Consider the following 14,591-nt stretch of genomic DNA (forward strand, 5'->3'; position numbering starts at 1 on the left):
CTTTCTCCTTAAAAACCGCGTTGCCGGCGACGCGCGATTGCAGCCAGCACAGCGTTGTTGTTGCTGGCTGCGGGGGCGGTCGGCGCAATCGGCGCGGCTTCGCCCTGGAAGATCGGTCGGCCCTGAGGTGCCCTACGTTGCGGCTGCTCTCCGCCCATCGCCTTGTTGACGGTGCTGTACGTCGATGCAGCCTTTCCGGCGGACTTGAGATAGCCCGTCATCGGGGATGCCTTGTTCGCCATGGCGAACTTCTCGCCGGCCACGTCGCTGTATGCCCCCGGAAGCATGCCCTCACCGACCGGCGCTTCTCCGAGGATCGGGGCAGAAGCTTCGCCGCCGCCCAGAACACCGGTTGCCCCGCCTCCTGCGCCTCCTGCGCCTGCGGCACTGCCGGCGCCCGCCCCAGCTCCGGCCAGCGCGCCACCTTCAGTAACTGCCGGGGTAACGAAAGTCATTGCGCCGGGCACGGCCGCGCCTTCAGCCGCCAACATGCCGCCGCCATACGCGGCGAGGGCGGCGTCCGCAGCGGCGGCGCCGGTGCCAGCCATCGCGCCAGAGAGCGCGCCTCCGGCCGTCCCGGCGCCCATCATTCCGATCCCGGTCGCGCCTGCGCCTGCCGCAGCATTTGCGCCGAGGGCGCCCGCTCCGAGGCCAGCGCCCGCCGCGCCAGCGCCGGCGGCGCCGGCTCCAGCCGCCCCGGCTCCCGCTGCACCTGCTGCGCCAGCTCCCGCCGCCGCACCGCCAGCCGCTGCGCCACCTGCGGCCGCGCCGCTACCTGCTGCTGCCGACCCGAGGGCAGCTGCCGTTTCAAATCCTGACATTGGTTTCTCCTTGTGTTAACCGAGCATGCCGGCAAGTGCGGCGCCGCCGCCGATTACTTGGCCCCACGGGTTTGCGCCTGGGGCCGATTCGCTGACATTGGACCCGCCGCCGACTGCCGCGCGGATCGAGTTGCCCAGCACGTCGAGCTGCTTGTATGGCGACTGCGCCTTCTCGTTGAAGTAGTCCATCTGGTCGGTCAGCTTCTGCTGGTCGGCGCCGTACTGGATTTCGCCGATGCCTTGCAGCTGCGCGGCGTCGGTATAGGCCTGGTTGCCGTACTGGAGCGCCTGCGATGCGGCGCCAAGCTGGTTCGCGCGCTCGGCCTGGAACGCCGTCTGGTTGCGGTTTAGCTGGTTCTCGGCCAGCGTCGCGCTCTGGTTGTAGTTCTGCATGCGCAGGCTGTTCGCCGAATCGGCCAGGCTGGTGGCCAAGTTGCGCGAGTTCGCGTCCTGCGACTGCTGCCAGGCCGAGCCGCCGAATGCGCCGGCGCGCGCCATGGTGGCGTCGGTGCCGGCCACCGCGGCGTTGTAGTTGCGCGTGATGTCGCCGGCCGCCTTGTCGATGGAGCCTTGCAGGTAGGGGTTGTCGCCCATGTAGGCATTTGTCCCGGTGTCGCGGCCCAGGTACTGGCCGTTCAGCGTGTTCTGCAAATTGGCGCTGCCGGCGTTGATCTCGGCCGAGCCGTTCAAGGCCCGGTTCTGCACCATATTCATGCCTTGCGTCTGGTAGCCATTCAGGTTCGCCGACCGCTGGCCGTCGTAGACCGGCATTTCCTGCTGGGACAGTTGCTGGCCGCGCTGCAGGAGCGATTTTGCCGCTGGCTGCGCCCAGGTGGGCAATTCGGTGGTCGTTTTGCTGGTGGTGTTCGATGGAGTGCTGCTGCCCATGGAAGCTCCTAAAGTGGGTAGTGGTAGGTGGTCTTGGCCTTGTGGAAGCCCAGGTGTCGGGCGCCGGCCTCCCATTCGTCGCGCGCCGATGCGAACGAAATCAGGGTTGCGCCGACGTTGCGGGCCACGGCCTGGACGTGCGGGAAGAAGCGGCGCATGAGGGGCCGCTTGCTGGCCGAGTACGCGCACCAGACCTCGACCGCCTTGCTGTGGAAGGTCGGAACCAACCGCAGCACCAGGAAGCCGACGTACTCGCCGCCAGCGCCGGTGCCGATGTACAGCGTGGAGTGCCCCTGGCGCAGCGACATATAGACGTCCTCGGGCAGCCAGTCGTCCGTGGTCGCCTTCTTCACTTCGAGCAGGCCGGCGCGCACGCGCTCCCACTCGGCGGCCAGGTGCTGCGGTTCGATTGCGCGGAGCATGTCAGTTCCCTGTCAAAAAGCGTTTCTGGACGAAGCCGGTTGCCAGGTAGGTCCAGCCTTCCACGACATACTTGGAGCCAGCCGAGCCCAGCTCGACCGGGTTCGAGTTCTTCACGAAGTCGCCCGGGGTGAAGTTGCCGGTGGCCGGCGGTGCCGTTGCGGCATTCGTGCACGCGCTGGCCTTGTTCTCGGAAACCGCATTCAGCTGGTTCACGATGTCGCGCACCAGCTCGTACAGCCGCTTCTTTAGCCCGCGCACGTCGTCAGCCATCGGCAGCCGTGCATCGTTGGAAATCCTCATTCGTATCCGTCCGGGGTGAGGGCCGGCGTGAAGCCGACCAGTTCGAAATCGCCCTGCAGCTCGATGCGCAGGCGGTGGTAGCGGCCCGAGCCCAGCGGGTCGTAGTGGGCGCCGGAAAGCGCGCTGTCGCCACGGTTCTCCAGGTCGCCGCCGTCGACGTCGCGCGTGTAGTGCGTCAGGTTCGACGCGCCCGGCCGCTTCGTGAAGCGCGGCGTCACGCGGGTGAGCGTCGAGAACTGCTCGTCGTCGCCGAAATCGCCGGTCGTCAGCGAGGCGGCGCCGCACGGCCCGGTCAGGGTCCGAATCTTGTGGTCCAGGCCCACTACGCCCATCGCCGAGCTACTGGTGTCCAGCGACGGCGAGTCGAAGGGAACGTCCGGCAGCGTGTCGAACGTGAGCGACGCGTCAGCCGGCCAGCTGTCGTAGTTCGTCTCGGCGCCCTGGTACTGCAGCACCGTCTCGATAGGCAGCGTGACCTTGCCCCATCGGTCCATGGTCAGGTTGTAGACCAGCGCGTTCGTCAGCGCGCCGCCGGACCCTGGCGTTGGATAGAACCACCAGCACAGGTTCTTCGCCTGGTCGAAGTGGCTCCGGATGCGGTAGCGGTAGGTCGCGTCGCAGTGGGCGAAGAACCACTCCTTCGGCGCGCTCTTGATCGGTACCGGCCGCGCGCCGTCGAACAGCCAGAAGTTGTCGCGGCCGATGAACAGGTGCGCGGTACCGACGTCGATCACGGCTTCCGCGCTCACGGCGCCCACGTTCGATGACAGCAAATCCCATTGCCAGATGATCGGCTTGCCGACGAAGCGCCCCAGGTACAGCGAGTTTTCCTTGTAGGCCACCACGTCGTTACCCAGGCGCTTGGCGGCGCGGATATCGCCCGGCGTGTTCAGCAGGTAGCCGAATGCGGCCTGGTTGCTGTCGCTGGGCGTCCACGTCAGGTGGTCGTACAGGCCCGAGCATGCCCAGGCATCCGGCCGGTCGCCGCCCACGTAGGTGGCGTTCAGGCCGAAGCCCAGGACGAAGCCCGAGGCGGTGACGATGATGCGCGCGCGCGGCGACTGCGGGATATCGGCGAATGCCGTGCCGCTGCCGGTGGACACCTGGATTTGCTCAGTTTCGTTGCAAGCCAGCGAGGCGTTGCCGAACTGCTCGAACCGCCAGCGATTTTCCTGGCTTCCGGTGTAGCCGCCGCTGCGCGACTGGTTCACGAAGGCGGCGCCGGACAGCTCGTACAGCGCCGTGCGGGTACCGGCGAACACGCGGCTCAGCTTGTCCAGGCGGGTCAGCACAGCGCCGCCACGGCATTCCGCAGGCAGGGCGGGCACACCCGCATCCATCGGCGTCGGCGCGCCGGCCATGCCGCGCAGGGTGGGCAGCAGGTTCGTGCAGTCGGTCAGCGCGCCGGCCGTGGTGCTGTCCGCGTCCGGCATGAAGCCAGCGAGCGGGATCATCGCGCGCTCCCGATGGTCAGCGTCGAGCCGCTGTGGCGCTCGGCCTGGTCGGCGGCGATCAGGGCGTTGGCGGCAGCCGCGTACATGCGCGCGGCGGTCGGGATGCGCGCATCGTCCTTCAGGTGCGCGTAGGCCTCGATCAGCGCCGAGTAGAGGTAGACGCTGGGCGCGGTCTCGAGCAGCCAATTCGTGTCCGAATCGGCCACCAGGGCAGGGAAGCGACGGTAGTAGGACAGCGCGAACGCCGCCGGCGCGCCGCCCTCGATGGCAATGCCGCCGTCCTGGTGCGTGAAGTAGCGCGGGCAACTGGTCGGCGCCAGGCTGGCGAACCGTTCCGGCGTCACGTAGGTGAGCGCGTCCGGAGCGCCCGGCACGGTCAGGCGATCGACAGCCAGGAAGCGGTCGGGCAGGGCGGCCAGCGACGCGGTCTCGCGCGCTAACATCGAGCGAACGCGCAGCGGGTCGACCTGCACTTCGATGTCCTTGAAGCCGTTGTACAGCCGCGCCTCGCCGAGTTCGACGAAATCGGGGATCACGGCGGTCAGGTTGGTGCGGCCAAGCCGATTGGCGATGGCCTGTTTCAGTTGGCCGTAGTTCATCAGTTCCGTCCTTGGTGGATGCGGCAGACCGTGTTCTCAGCCAGGAATTCGTCCAGCTTGGCATTGTCGGCCGCGATGATTTCCCAGCCGACGCCGTACTTGCGCAGACCCCAGGCATTCAGCAGGTCCAGCGGGATCGACGCCATGTAGTGGTCGCCGCCGGCGGTCTTGGTCATGCCAGCGCGGCGCAGCGCCTCGTTTCGCGCCAGCGCGGCGGAGACGTCGGTGGATTGAACGATCACGCCCGAGCCGTCGCCGTGCTCGTGCATCGTCAGGCGGCTGGTGGGGGTGGCTTCGATAATCGAGTGCATGAGGTATCCGGAAAAGAAAAAGGGCCAGCGGTGAGGCTGGCCCTTGAGGGTGCTACGAAAGCGATCAGTTCAGATCGAGGATGGCGCCGTGCGCTTTCGGGTTGTAGTCGCGCAGGGTAAATTCGCAGTTCACCATCACGTCCTTGGTGTCGCCAGTGACGCCCAGCGGGGTGTCCTTCATCGGACGCAGCACGGCCAGTTCCAGGAACTCGGGGTTGATGATCGCGATCTCACGCTGACGCATGTGGCGGGCGTTGACCGCTTTGACGCGGCCGAACGGACCCACGTAGACGTCGAGCGTCGCGGTCAGCGTCTTGTCCTCGGCCTTGTCGAAGCGGGTCTGGCCACCCAGCATTGCATCGAATTTCGTGCGCTGGCTCGACGGCAGCAGGATGTAGCTTTCTTCCATATCTGCGCCATTGTCGAACATCTTCTGGAGCACGTCCTTGAGCAGGTCTTCGGTGAACGTGCGAAGCGTGCCGTCGACAGCTGCAGTGTTGGTCAGCGGGTTCGCGGCGACGCCGTTGACGCCCAGGGACACGTTGTGGCTCATGAAGCCAAACAGGCCGCGCGCTTGCGGAGCGACGCCAGCGGCCGCCGCGATGGCGGTGGTGTTCTGCAGGCAGGCGAACTCGATGTCCTTCTTCAGCTCGACCATGGTCTTGGCCAGTTGACGGCTGTATTCCGACTTGCCACCGGCTTTTTCGACCGCTTCCTGGGTGCCGGTGACGCCGAAGGTGTCGTCGACGATCTGCGTGCGGTTGCCGTAGCGCAGCGGCGGGGTGCGCTGGGTGCGGGTGGCGTTGTTGCCCTGCTCGACTTTGTTCTGCTTGGCCGCGCGGTATTCGTCGGTGCTCCATTCATCGAAGGCGCCATCGGCTTTGCCCTTGCCGATCAGCTTGACGAACGGAGTGTCTTTGACGGACACGTTCCAGATTTTGTCCATCAACTGCTCGCGGTTGATGGGGCTGTTGAAGGTTGCGTAGGTGTTGGCGGTCTGAGCCATGGTGTTTTCCTTTTAACGAGGGGCCATCGAGAGCAGGGCAGCCAGGTCTTTGACGCTGCCGGTCTGATCCAGACGACGGGTTTGTTTTTCGATGTGCAGCTGAGCTGCGGGTTTGGCGGCCGGCGCGGCCTTGGCTGCCTTGGTAGGCAAGGCCGAGACCTTCTTGATGGCCTGCTGCTTGGTGTTTTGCTGCTTGTCGAACTGCGACGCCTTCCAGAGCACTTCCAGCATGCGTTTGTCGGTCACGCCTGCCAGCTCGGCGTCGGTGAAGCCCGCCTTCTGGCCGATGGCCTTCATCTCGGTGATGTGCTCTTTGCCGAAGCCAGGTACCAGGGCCGCCATGTGCGCCTGGGCTTCCTGTGCCTGCTGCGCGCGGGCCTGCGCCTGGGCCTGCTGCTGCTGGGCGGTCAGCGATTGCTGCTTCTGCACGATGCCGTGCTCGACGTCGCCGCGGCGAATGCGCAGCTCCTGGAAGTCGGCCATGTGCGCGGCGTAGGACACAGGGTCTTCCGCGCGCAGCTGTTCCCAGTCGATCTGCCCGTACTGCTTCAGGCTGGCGTCGATGCTTTGCAGCTGCCCGATCTCCTGGGCGTACTGCTGCACCTCGGCCACCTGGGCGGCGACGTGGGCGTCCCACTGCTGACGGTCCTGGGCCAGGCGCTGGGCCTTCTGCGTGTAGTCCTGCTGACGCAGGTAGCCGTTTTTCGCCTCGTCCTTCGACACCTGGACTTTTTCGCCATTGATTTCCAGTTCCAGGAACGCTTCGGGCGGGTTCGTTTCCGATTGTCCGTCCTGACCTTCTTCGCTGGCCTCGCCGCTGTCGTCGTCGCCGTCCTGCGCGTCTTCGCCAGCTTCATTGCCGTCTTGTTGGTCGGTTCCTTCGCTGTTTTCCTGCTCGGTTTCGGCGCTTTGCGAGTCCGATTGCTCGGTTTGCTCGTTGTCGCCGGGGCCGGCCAGCATTTCCGCGAAACTGTCGGTGCTGAGGGTTTGGTCTTCGTCCATGTGGTATGTGCTCCGTGAGGTGTGAGTTCAGAAATGAAAAGGCCACCTCAACGGGTGGCCTTCTGATTGTTCCTAACTCGACGGGCAGCGTTCAGGGGCACGCTGCCAGCCCGGGGATTAGATGGTGGTGCCGTCCGACAGCAGGGCGGCGGGGGTGTCGCCGTGCACCAGGCGGATGCCGGCGTACTTGCCGACGTGGATGGCGCCGTCTTTGGCGTCGGGGTGCGTGATCTGGCAGACCGGCAGCGGCTGCGCGGCTTCTTCGATGCGCGCGGCGTAGGTGGCCAGCGGCTCGACCTCGGCGGGCGGCTGCACCGGCTCGGGCGGCACCGCCGGCGGATCAGCAGCAGGCACGACCGGCTCGGGTGCCGGTGCCTGTTCCTGCTCGGGTTGCACGACCGGCTCGGGTGCCGGTGCGCCTGGTGCTTTCTTAGCCATTGATCCTCCGTGTGACGGCTTCCGCCTTGATTTGCATGTTGGTGTCCTGCAGCAGTTCGCTGCGGGCGATGGTTGCGCCGCCGACCTGGGCGACGAAGAAGGCCTCGAATTGCTTCGTGGCCCACAGCAGGTGCTTCAGCTTCTCGGCCTGGGCCGTGTTCTCGACCGGCAGCGCGGCCCAGCTCTCCATGACGGCCTGCTTCATTTCGACCAGCGCTTCCTTAAGCAGCGGATCGTCCAGCAGGCGCTTGGCGTGCTCGCCGCGTGCGATGTGTTCTTCAGGGGTCATGGTCAGCCTATGGCGATGATGGAATCGATTGCCGCGTTCACCTGGAACTGAATGTCGGCGTCGGGCGCGCCTGCACCGGCCGCCGCGATCTGCGGATTGCGCAGCACCTGCATGGCCAGCACGTGCGGCTTGATCGTTACCGCGTCCTGCAGCACGCGCTTCGCCCACTCGACGCGGGTAGCGTGGTCGGGGGTGTCCTCGGCCTCGGCCGCGATGTCCTGTGCCGCCAGCCACATCGCCACCTTGCAGCGGCTCTGGAACGCGGCGTCGTAGGCGGCGCCGTAAATTGCAAGTAAGTCCATGTCATCCCAGCAGTAAAAGTTCAACTTCGAAATCGTCTTCCAGCTCGTCCAGCAGCGCCTGGTGTGCCTGCTCGGCCAACCATGCGGCCACGCGGGCGTGCACGTCATCGACGACAGCAGGCGGCAGCACCACAGGGCGCGGGCCGTACACTGGCGCCCAGGTCGCCGGCGGCAGGGTGCGCGCCACCATCTGCGCGATCACCGGCGCGGCCTGCTCGGCGGCCGGAACGTCCGGCAGCAGTTCCAGCACGGCGGTCTCGATGGCCTGGCGCCGCCGTTTCTTCTCGGCCCGGGTGGGCTTGTGCGCGCGGTCCAGTTCCTCGGCGAACGCGCGCACCTCGCGGATGCTGCCGCCACCACCGCCACCACCAGGTGCAGGGCCGATTTCCGGGTCCGGCTGCTTGCCGGTCTGCGTGATCGTGGGCGCCCAGCCTTGCACGACCAGGCCAGCAGGCGCCGGCGAGACCGTGAGGCGCTGCGTTTGCGAGATCGTCGGGGCGAAGCCCTGGATCACCAGCGCGGCCGGAGTCGGGCTGATCGCGCTGCTGCTGGTTTGCGTCACGGTTGGCGCGTAGCCTGTGACAGTCAGCGCGGCCGGCGCCGGCGACACGTCCTGATTCGCCGTCTGCGCGATGCTCGGCGCGTAGCCGGTCACCACCAGCGCGGCGGGGTCGGGCGTCACGGTCGTCGTGCTGCCGCTGGCCAGGAGGTCGTCGGCCACCAGGTTGTCGATCTGCAGGATGCCAGTGGCGGCGCTGCCAAGGCGCAGGCCCGGGTTGCCGGCTGCCGTGATCGTGGTGTTCGTGACCGAAATGACCGGCGCCGGGTCGTTGTTCAGGTACACCTTCAGCGCCGTGCCGATCATCTCCAACTTGATGTTGAAGACGTCGCCCACGGCAGGGGAGAAAGCGTAGGTGCCCAGCGTCGTCGCCGAGCCGTTGAGCACGTAGCGCAGCAGCTGGATGCCGGTACCCGACAGATAGCGCGCGTGGTACAGCGTCTGCTCGGTACCCGAGACGCGACCACATACACCAGCTGCGGCGCCGGCCGTGCCAGCTACGACGTAGATATCGGCCGAGACCGAGTAATCGGCATTCGGCGGTACCGCATCGCTGCGCCGGTAGCCGACCGTGCCGCCTGCCTGCTGGACGCGCCCGTTCGACAGCGTGCCGGGTCCGCTCAGACCGCTGATCTTGACCCAGCCAGCGTTGTACGCCTCCAGGGTCTGGCCATTCGCCCCGGTAAATTGGTCGTTCAGGAACTGGCTCAAAGCAGCACCTCAATCAACGTATCCAGGGCGATCACAGTATGCTGCAACGCGGTCGCCTCGACCTCGACGACCACCTTGGCGGTGCCTGGGTTGAAGTTGCTGGGCACGACCCAGGACGAGCACGGGTATTTCGAAAGGCTCGGCCGGAATTCGTCACCGCTGGAGCCGGTGCCGATGACCGGACAGCGGTACGTCTTCTTGGCCATGATTACGCTGCCTTGCTGATGGTGCAGATGCCGTTGGCGTTCGGGGTGAAGGACAGCTTGTTGCCGACCGTGGTGGCAGGCACGTCCGCCGGGGTAGCGTCGCCCAGGAAGTAGCCCACGACAGGGTCGACCTTGCCATTGATCGTGCCGACAGCGCGCACCACGCCGTAGCGCCAGGCCGGGATCGAGCCGCCGGCGGCAGTCAGTTCGGCCGCGTCGCCGGTGAACTTCACCGTGCTGCCCGAGATCGTCAGCGCGTCGTTGCCCAGCGTGATGCCGCCTGAGCTGTAGCCGCCAGCCGCGGCGATCTCGCTGCTCACATCGGCGAACACTTCCAGCGTGGCCGGGTTCGGTGCCCAGGCGCTGGTGTGGTACGACAGCTTGAACGTGTTCGCCGAGTTCAGCAGGCCGAGCGCGATGTTCAGCACTGCCTTGTCGGGGATGATGAATGGGCCAGCGGCCATGGTTTATCCTTCGTATTGTTGTTGCGGCAGCACCTTGACGGTGTGCGATGCCTTGCCGTCCGGGCCGCGCACGATGTGCGTCTCGGCCGATGCCAGTTCTTCCAGCTTGTGGTGCAGGTCGACGATCAGCTGCATCGCGTTCGGCATGCTGCCATCCACCTGCGCGGTACCAGCCTCGGCCATGCGCATTTGCAGCTCGGTGTTCTTGAGGCCCAGTTCGATTTCCTTGATCCGGACTTCCTTCTCCTTCAGCTGCAGGTCGATCAGCTTCAGCTTCGTGCTCGCCTCGAGTTCGGCCAGGTCGGTCTCGCGCTTGTACTCGGCGTCGCGCGCCTTGCCCTGCTGACGTTTGTCTTCCAGCTCCAGTTCCATCTTGGCCAGCACCTGCTCGGGCGTTTCCTGCGGCGGCTGCGGCGGCGTCGTGGCCGGATCTGTCAGCAGGCGGTCAGCGCCCTGGATGTTCCCGGCCTTCAGCAGCATCTTGCCCAGCTGGTAGACGTTCTCCGGCGTGACCACGCCCAGCGGCGCGGCCTGCTGGAAGTAGGCGCCCATCATGTTCAGGAACTGGATCGTCTGCGACTTGTCGCCGGTGCCGAGGCCCACGTTCACCGTGACGCCCATGTCCGGAGACCAGTTGCGCGGGTCGTATTCCACCCAGGTATCGCGCAGGCGGATCGTGCCGGGCTTGTCCTGGTATTCGCAGGTCAGGCGCAGCAGGCGCTTGCACAGGTCCTTGCATCCTGTCTCGCCGAAGATGCGCAGCATCATCAGCAGGCGGCGCTGGTCGCGCGCGTCTGCGATGCGGGCGCCGGCAGCAGTCTTGTTCAGGCTGTCGGCATCGAGGCCCTGGTTCAGCCGGCTGATGCCCACGCGCTCCTCGCGGACGGTGTTCGTCAGCTCGATACCCTGCAGCGATTCGTTGGCCACCAGCGTGGTTGCCAGCGGGCCGGCCGCAGCCTGCGACTTCATGCGCACAACCTTACCGATGCGCGTGGACAGCAGATCGTCGAGGTTCACCTGGCCGTCGATCGCATAGGTGGCCGGGTTGTTCGCCAGGTACAGCGAGTCCAAGTACTGCCGTTGCAGCGAGGTCTTGGTGTCCTGGATCGAAACGATCGGGTCGGCCAGGGCCATGCCGATGATGCGATGCGGCAGCAGGATCGGGGACCACAGGCTGTATTCGTGGTCATCGACTTCCTCGTTTTCGAGAATGTCGTTGCCGGCCATGAACACGCGGCGCCATTCGGCGATGCCGTCGCCGTCGAAGTCCACCTTGACGAAGCCGAAGAACAGGGTCAGCTGCTGATTCGCGCCTTCGCCGTGGTCAGCCTGCATCAGGCGGTCGGGATCGATGGCGAAGTCGGCGTGCGCGGCCTGGTAATCCGACAGCGCATCCACGCGCGCGCGATCGAAGTCCATGCCCACCAGGTCGGAGCGCGTGTAGGTGCGCAGCTCGCCGATCGCGGTCACGTCAGCCATGCGCTTGGCGTGGCGCGACAGGACGAACGAATCCGGCTCGACGTTCTCGATTCGGATGCCAACCGGACCACGGTCCACTTCTAGCTCCACGTCGTGCAGGCTCTGGCCCGGCGCGCTCGGGTCGTCCTTCGCGTCGTGGGTCAGCATGGTGACGGCTGGATTCTCGACCAGGCCGGCCAACTGCATGTCGGTCAGGCCCTGGTAGCGCTCGCGCTTCTTGATGCGCGTGGAGTCCTGCCAGGAGCGCACGATCCCGACCTTCGACAGCAAGCCATCCTTGATCCAGGTGTTGAACACCAGGAAGCCGTCGTTCTTCTCCTTGATCAGATGGTTGATGACGTCGGTGGCCTGGTCACAGTACGCTTCGTCGCCGATGGTCGTCGGTTTGAACTCGCAGATGTCGTCACCGGCGAAGAACGGCTCCAGCAGCGAGGGTAGGGCGCTCTCGACCACCTCGAACACGTCCCAGCTCACGACCTGGCTGCGGCCGGCCACCTCGTTGCCCATCGGCTGGCCGTGGTAGTAGGCGAGGTTGCGCTCGCGCTCAGCAGCCAGCGCCGAGCCAGTCCAGGCGGCGCTTTCGCTCACCTCGTGGTCGACCGCGCTGCGCAGCTCGTCGTCGGTCATTTTGGTCATACGATTCCCAGTGATTGATAGTTGAGGCTGCCGCCCCACGGCTTTTCGATGTCGCCATACGCAATCGCGTGGCGCCGCATCATGTAGGCGTAGCGCACCGCGTCGAGCACGTCGTCGCGGGTCTTGTTGATCTTGCCTTTGTCGTCCCGGTGGTACTGCAGGAACTCGTCGAAGAGGTCGCGCAGGCCGGCGAACACCTTGAACCGGCCGCTCATCATCAGATCGCGGATTTCGAACAGCCCGGCCTCAACGCCGTTGCCACCGTCCGGCCAAGTGGCCCGATCCATCAGCATGTTGAACCCGGCTTCCTCGTAGTACGCCTTCTGCTGCTCGCCGCTGCTCTTCTCGGTTTGCAGGCCATCGGACGGCCAGGCGGTGGGCACACCCTTGGCCCAAGACTTCACAGCGCCCCAGGCCTCGATTGGCTTGGTCTGCGCCTTCTTCCACGCCTTCGTGACGTAGAACATGTCGCCTTCGGGATCGAACACCAGCTGCACGTGCGCCTGCGGGTGGTCCCAGCCGAAGTCCATACCGTCGATGACGCGGAAGTGCTTCGGGATTGCGAACGGCTCGCAGGTGATGGCGTCTTCGGCCAGGTCGTAAATTCGTCCGTGTCCCAGCATCGGAACTCCTTTCGTTCGCATGTCACGCTGGTGCGCCGGGTAGCTGGCCAGCAGGCCTTCTTTCGCCTGAGCGCTCAGGTGAGGCGCGTCGTTCCAGCCCTTTTGCATGCATATCTGCGCCGTCGAAGGTGTGTCCATGAACTGAATCACCAGGTCCGTGCGGCCGTTCTCAGGCGTGAAGGTAAGAATCCCGCGACCGCCGCGCTTTTGGTCGCCAGTCGCGGTACGCGTCAGCACCTGAGGGAAGATGTTCGGGTCACGCGGCTCTTCGTCGATGTGGAACCAATCGACGCTGTCGCCCATCAGTGCGTGCTGGCCCTGCGAGTAGGACCAGAACTGGATGACCGCATCGTCGGCCTGCACGTCGCCGCCGCCGATCTGGCGGATGTACACGGTGCGCAGCGCATTCGGCGTGCCGGACATTGCCTCGTAGCCCATGATGTGCTCGGGCGGGATCAGGCCGCCGGAAAACGCGCTGCCGTCCTTGCGGCCGATAATCGGCTCTTGCAGCAGATCGCGCGTCTTCTCGCCCGAATAGCCTAGACACCAGATCAGCGGCGCGTGCTCGAAGGTGTGGCCCTCCCAGGCGTCCGGGTAGTCACCCAGGGCGTGGATCGCGTCGAGGTACGTGCCGGTGTAGGTCTTGCCGATCCGGTTGGCCGCGATCAGGCACACTTGGGTATAGGTCGCGGTATTGGCGTTGAACTCACGTTGCCAGGCGTACAGCTGGCGGTGCATCGTGCGGTAGCGGTAGACCCGAGCGCGGCGCCTCTTTTCCTCTAGCAGCGCGAGCAGCTGTTCCTTCTCGGCCCTACTCGTGGTTGCCATTCGCCGCCGCTGCGGCCTTGGCAATCGCAGCGTCCAGTTCTTCGTCGGTCATGGTCTTGATCGGCGGCAGGTCGTCCGCGCCGCCGATGGCGAGCTTGTCGCCATACACGCGCGGGCGCAGCTTGGCGGCCATCCACTTGCGTGCGTCAACGCGCAGCTTCGAACGCGCGATCACGTCGTAATCGGTGCGAGCTACGCCTTCGTCGTCGACATAGCGGTCGTTCCGGCCGTCGTCGGCAATCTCCAGGATGTCGTCGAAGAGGCAGTCAGCCTGCGCCTCGCGTGCGCGTGCGTATTGGTCGCTGAATTCCTTATTGGCGGCGAGCCAGCGGAAGACAGTCCCTTTGTTGGGCATATCGTCAGCGGCGCAGATCGAGCGCAGGCTGTGGCCCTCCATGAGGGATTCACAGATGAAGTCCGCAATCTCTTGCGTGAACGTGCTGGGCCGCCCTGGCGACTTGGCCGGCGCCGCATCGCGGGTCTGGTCTTTGGTGTCGTCGCTCATGGTGGTGGAATAAAAAGGCCCGGCACGTGGCCGGGCGAAGGGGTCTGCGGTCCAGGCAGACCCAGGAGACAGGGGGTGGTGAGACGCAACGCATGGGCGCCACTTGGGCGGGGTTGGTTGGTCGTGCGTTCACCACAAGGAAGCCTCAGCGCGCGGCCTGGCTTTCGTGTGGTCACCGGTTACGCCGGTGAGGCGCGCTGCGTTATATCGCCGCGAAGTCGCCGTGATACTTTTTGGCGGCGGCTCGGTAGGCCGCGGAAGCGTCCTCAAGCGTTCCAAACGACCCGAGCCCGATCTTCACGCCGTCGACGCGGATTTGCGCTCGGTATGGATTACGGCGCTTCCGTGAATCCATGTAGACGCCCTTCGCACCGCATTGGTTGTTCTCATGCATTTTGCGATTGCGCATGTTCTCCGCATGCGTGCATGACCGGAGGTTTGATCTGCGATTGTCGAGCTTATCGCCATTCACATGGTCGACAACTTGCTCAACACCTGGCTTCATGACAATCCGGTGCATCCGGACGATCTGGTCTCCGGTATGCGCGACCACATAGCCGCGGCTGTCTGCGTGCCAGCGATACCGAGATAAGACCTCCACCATGTCGTCATCGACAAGTGCTACTTCGCCATGCAATAGCTGGATTTCAGCCATATTCCACCTCCGTCAAAGGTCGTCAAAATGGGGCGCGCAGCCAGCCGATGACGAGTCGGCGTTCGGGAGCTAACCTAGGCTGCGCAGAAAGC

The 14,591-nt window shown here is 65.5% G+C and carries 20 protein-coding genes; all 20 read right to left on the reverse strand.

Translation table 11 applies throughout. From position 1 onward, the window contains the following. Positions 1–8: 8 nt before the first annotated feature. The 20 genes from QPK31_RS23250 to QPK31_RS23345 all read right to left on the reverse strand — a co-directional run bounded on the left by QPK31_RS23250 (position 9) and on the right by QPK31_RS23345 (position 14,499). Positions 9–590, reverse strand: a complete 582-nt coding sequence (locus tag QPK31_RS23250) for a hypothetical protein (RefSeq protein ID WP_290425268.1) — start codon at positions 588–590, stop codon at positions 9–11. After that, positions 587–811: a hypothetical protein gene (locus tag QPK31_RS23255; RefSeq protein WP_290425269.1), complete on the reverse strand. Its 225-nt coding sequence runs from the start codon at positions 809–811 to the stop codon at positions 587–589. Before QPK31_RS23255 ends, QPK31_RS23250 begins: the two co-directional genes overlap by 4 nt. 25 nt (positions 812–836) lie before the next feature. Further along, positions 837–1,709 (reverse strand): hypothetical protein, encoded by an 873-nt coding sequence (locus tag QPK31_RS23260; protein ID WP_290425270.1) that lies wholly within the window; start codon positions 1,707–1,709, stop codon positions 837–839. Positions 1,710–1,717: 8 nt separating this feature from the next. Then, complete coding sequence (locus tag QPK31_RS23265; protein ID WP_290425271.1) at positions 1,718–2,131, reverse strand: hypothetical protein; 414 nt, start codon at positions 2,129–2,131, stop codon at positions 1,718–1,720. 1 nt (position 2,132) lies between these two features. Beyond that, positions 2,133–2,432 (reverse strand): hypothetical protein, encoded by a 300-nt coding sequence (locus QPK31_RS23270; RefSeq protein WP_290425272.1) that lies wholly within the window; start codon positions 2,430–2,432, stop codon positions 2,133–2,135. Beyond that, positions 2,429–3,886, reverse strand: coding sequence for a hypothetical protein (locus tag QPK31_RS23275; RefSeq protein WP_290425273.1), 1,458 nt, complete (start codon positions 3,884–3,886; stop codon positions 2,429–2,431). Before QPK31_RS23275 ends, QPK31_RS23270 begins: the two co-directional genes overlap by 4 nt. Next, positions 3,883–4,485, reverse strand: coding sequence for a hypothetical protein (locus QPK31_RS23280; protein ID WP_290425274.1), 603 nt, complete (start codon positions 4,483–4,485; stop codon positions 3,883–3,885). The genes QPK31_RS23275 and QPK31_RS23280 overlap by 4 nt, the downstream gene beginning before the upstream one ends. Continuing rightward, the gene (locus QPK31_RS23285) at positions 4,485–4,796 is read right to left on the reverse strand and encodes a hypothetical protein (RefSeq protein ID WP_290425275.1); all 312 of its coding nucleotides are present in this window, start codon (positions 4,794–4,796) and stop codon (positions 4,485–4,487) included. The genes QPK31_RS23280 and QPK31_RS23285 overlap by 1 nt, the downstream gene beginning before the upstream one ends. A 64-nt stretch (positions 4,797–4,860) precedes the next feature. Then, entirely contained in the window at positions 4,861–5,802 is a 942-nt protein-coding gene (locus QPK31_RS23290) for a DUF5309 family protein (protein ID WP_290425276.1), read from the reverse strand. A 12-nt stretch (positions 5,803–5,814) separates the two neighbouring features. Next, the gene (locus QPK31_RS23295; RefSeq protein ID WP_290425277.1) at positions 5,815–6,804 is read right to left on the reverse strand and encodes a hypothetical protein; all 990 of its coding nucleotides are present in this window, start codon (positions 6,802–6,804) and stop codon (positions 5,815–5,817) included. A 117-nt stretch (positions 6,805–6,921) separates the two neighbouring features. Further along, complete coding sequence (locus QPK31_RS23300; RefSeq protein WP_290425278.1) at positions 6,922–7,242, reverse strand: hypothetical protein; 321 nt, start codon at positions 7,240–7,242, stop codon at positions 6,922–6,924. After that, on the reverse strand, positions 7,235–7,531 hold the full coding sequence (locus QPK31_RS23305) for a hypothetical protein (protein ID WP_290425279.1): 297 nt from the start codon (positions 7,529–7,531) through the stop codon (positions 7,235–7,237). The genes QPK31_RS23300 and QPK31_RS23305 overlap by 8 nt, the downstream gene beginning before the upstream one ends. A 2-nt stretch (positions 7,532–7,533) precedes the next feature. After that, positions 7,534–7,833, reverse strand: a complete 300-nt coding sequence (locus QPK31_RS23310) for a hypothetical protein (protein ID WP_290425280.1) — start codon at positions 7,831–7,833, stop codon at positions 7,534–7,536. A gap of 1 nt (position 7,834) precedes the next feature. Next, the gene (locus tag QPK31_RS23315) at positions 7,835–9,103 is read right to left on the reverse strand and encodes a hypothetical protein (protein WP_290425281.1); all 1,269 of its coding nucleotides are present in this window, start codon (positions 9,101–9,103) and stop codon (positions 7,835–7,837) included. Beyond that, entirely contained in the window at positions 9,100–9,309 is a 210-nt protein-coding gene (locus tag QPK31_RS23320) for a hypothetical protein (protein WP_290425282.1), read from the reverse strand. Before QPK31_RS23320 ends, QPK31_RS23315 begins: the two co-directional genes overlap by 4 nt. 2 nt (positions 9,310–9,311) lie before the next feature. Next, complete coding sequence (locus QPK31_RS23325) at positions 9,312–9,773, reverse strand: hypothetical protein (RefSeq protein WP_290425283.1); 462 nt, start codon at positions 9,771–9,773, stop codon at positions 9,312–9,314. Positions 9,774–9,776: 3 nt separating this feature from the next. Further along, on the reverse strand, positions 9,777–11,888 hold the full coding sequence (locus QPK31_RS23330; protein WP_290425284.1) for a hypothetical protein: 2,112 nt from the start codon (positions 11,886–11,888) through the stop codon (positions 9,777–9,779). Then, positions 11,885–13,339 (reverse strand): terminase large subunit domain-containing protein, encoded by a 1,455-nt coding sequence (locus QPK31_RS23335; protein WP_290425285.1) that lies wholly within the window; start codon positions 13,337–13,339, stop codon positions 11,885–11,887. The genes QPK31_RS23330 and QPK31_RS23335 overlap by 4 nt, the downstream gene beginning before the upstream one ends. Continuing rightward, positions 13,323–13,844, reverse strand: coding sequence for a terminase small subunit protein (locus QPK31_RS23340; protein ID WP_290425286.1), 522 nt, complete (start codon positions 13,842–13,844; stop codon positions 13,323–13,325). Before QPK31_RS23340 ends, QPK31_RS23335 begins: the two co-directional genes overlap by 17 nt. A gap of 202 nt (positions 13,845–14,046) precedes the next feature. Then, a complete protein-coding gene (locus tag QPK31_RS23345; protein ID WP_290425287.1) occupies positions 14,047–14,499 on the reverse strand; it encodes an HNH endonuclease in 453 nt (150 codons plus the stop codon). Positions 14,500–14,591: the final 92 nt, after the last annotated feature.

Origin of the sequence: Massilia sp. YIM B02769 (genome assembly GCF_030411995.1) — a bacterium.
Taxonomy (GTDB): domain Bacteria; phylum Pseudomonadota; class Gammaproteobacteria; order Burkholderiales; family Burkholderiaceae_D; genus Telluria.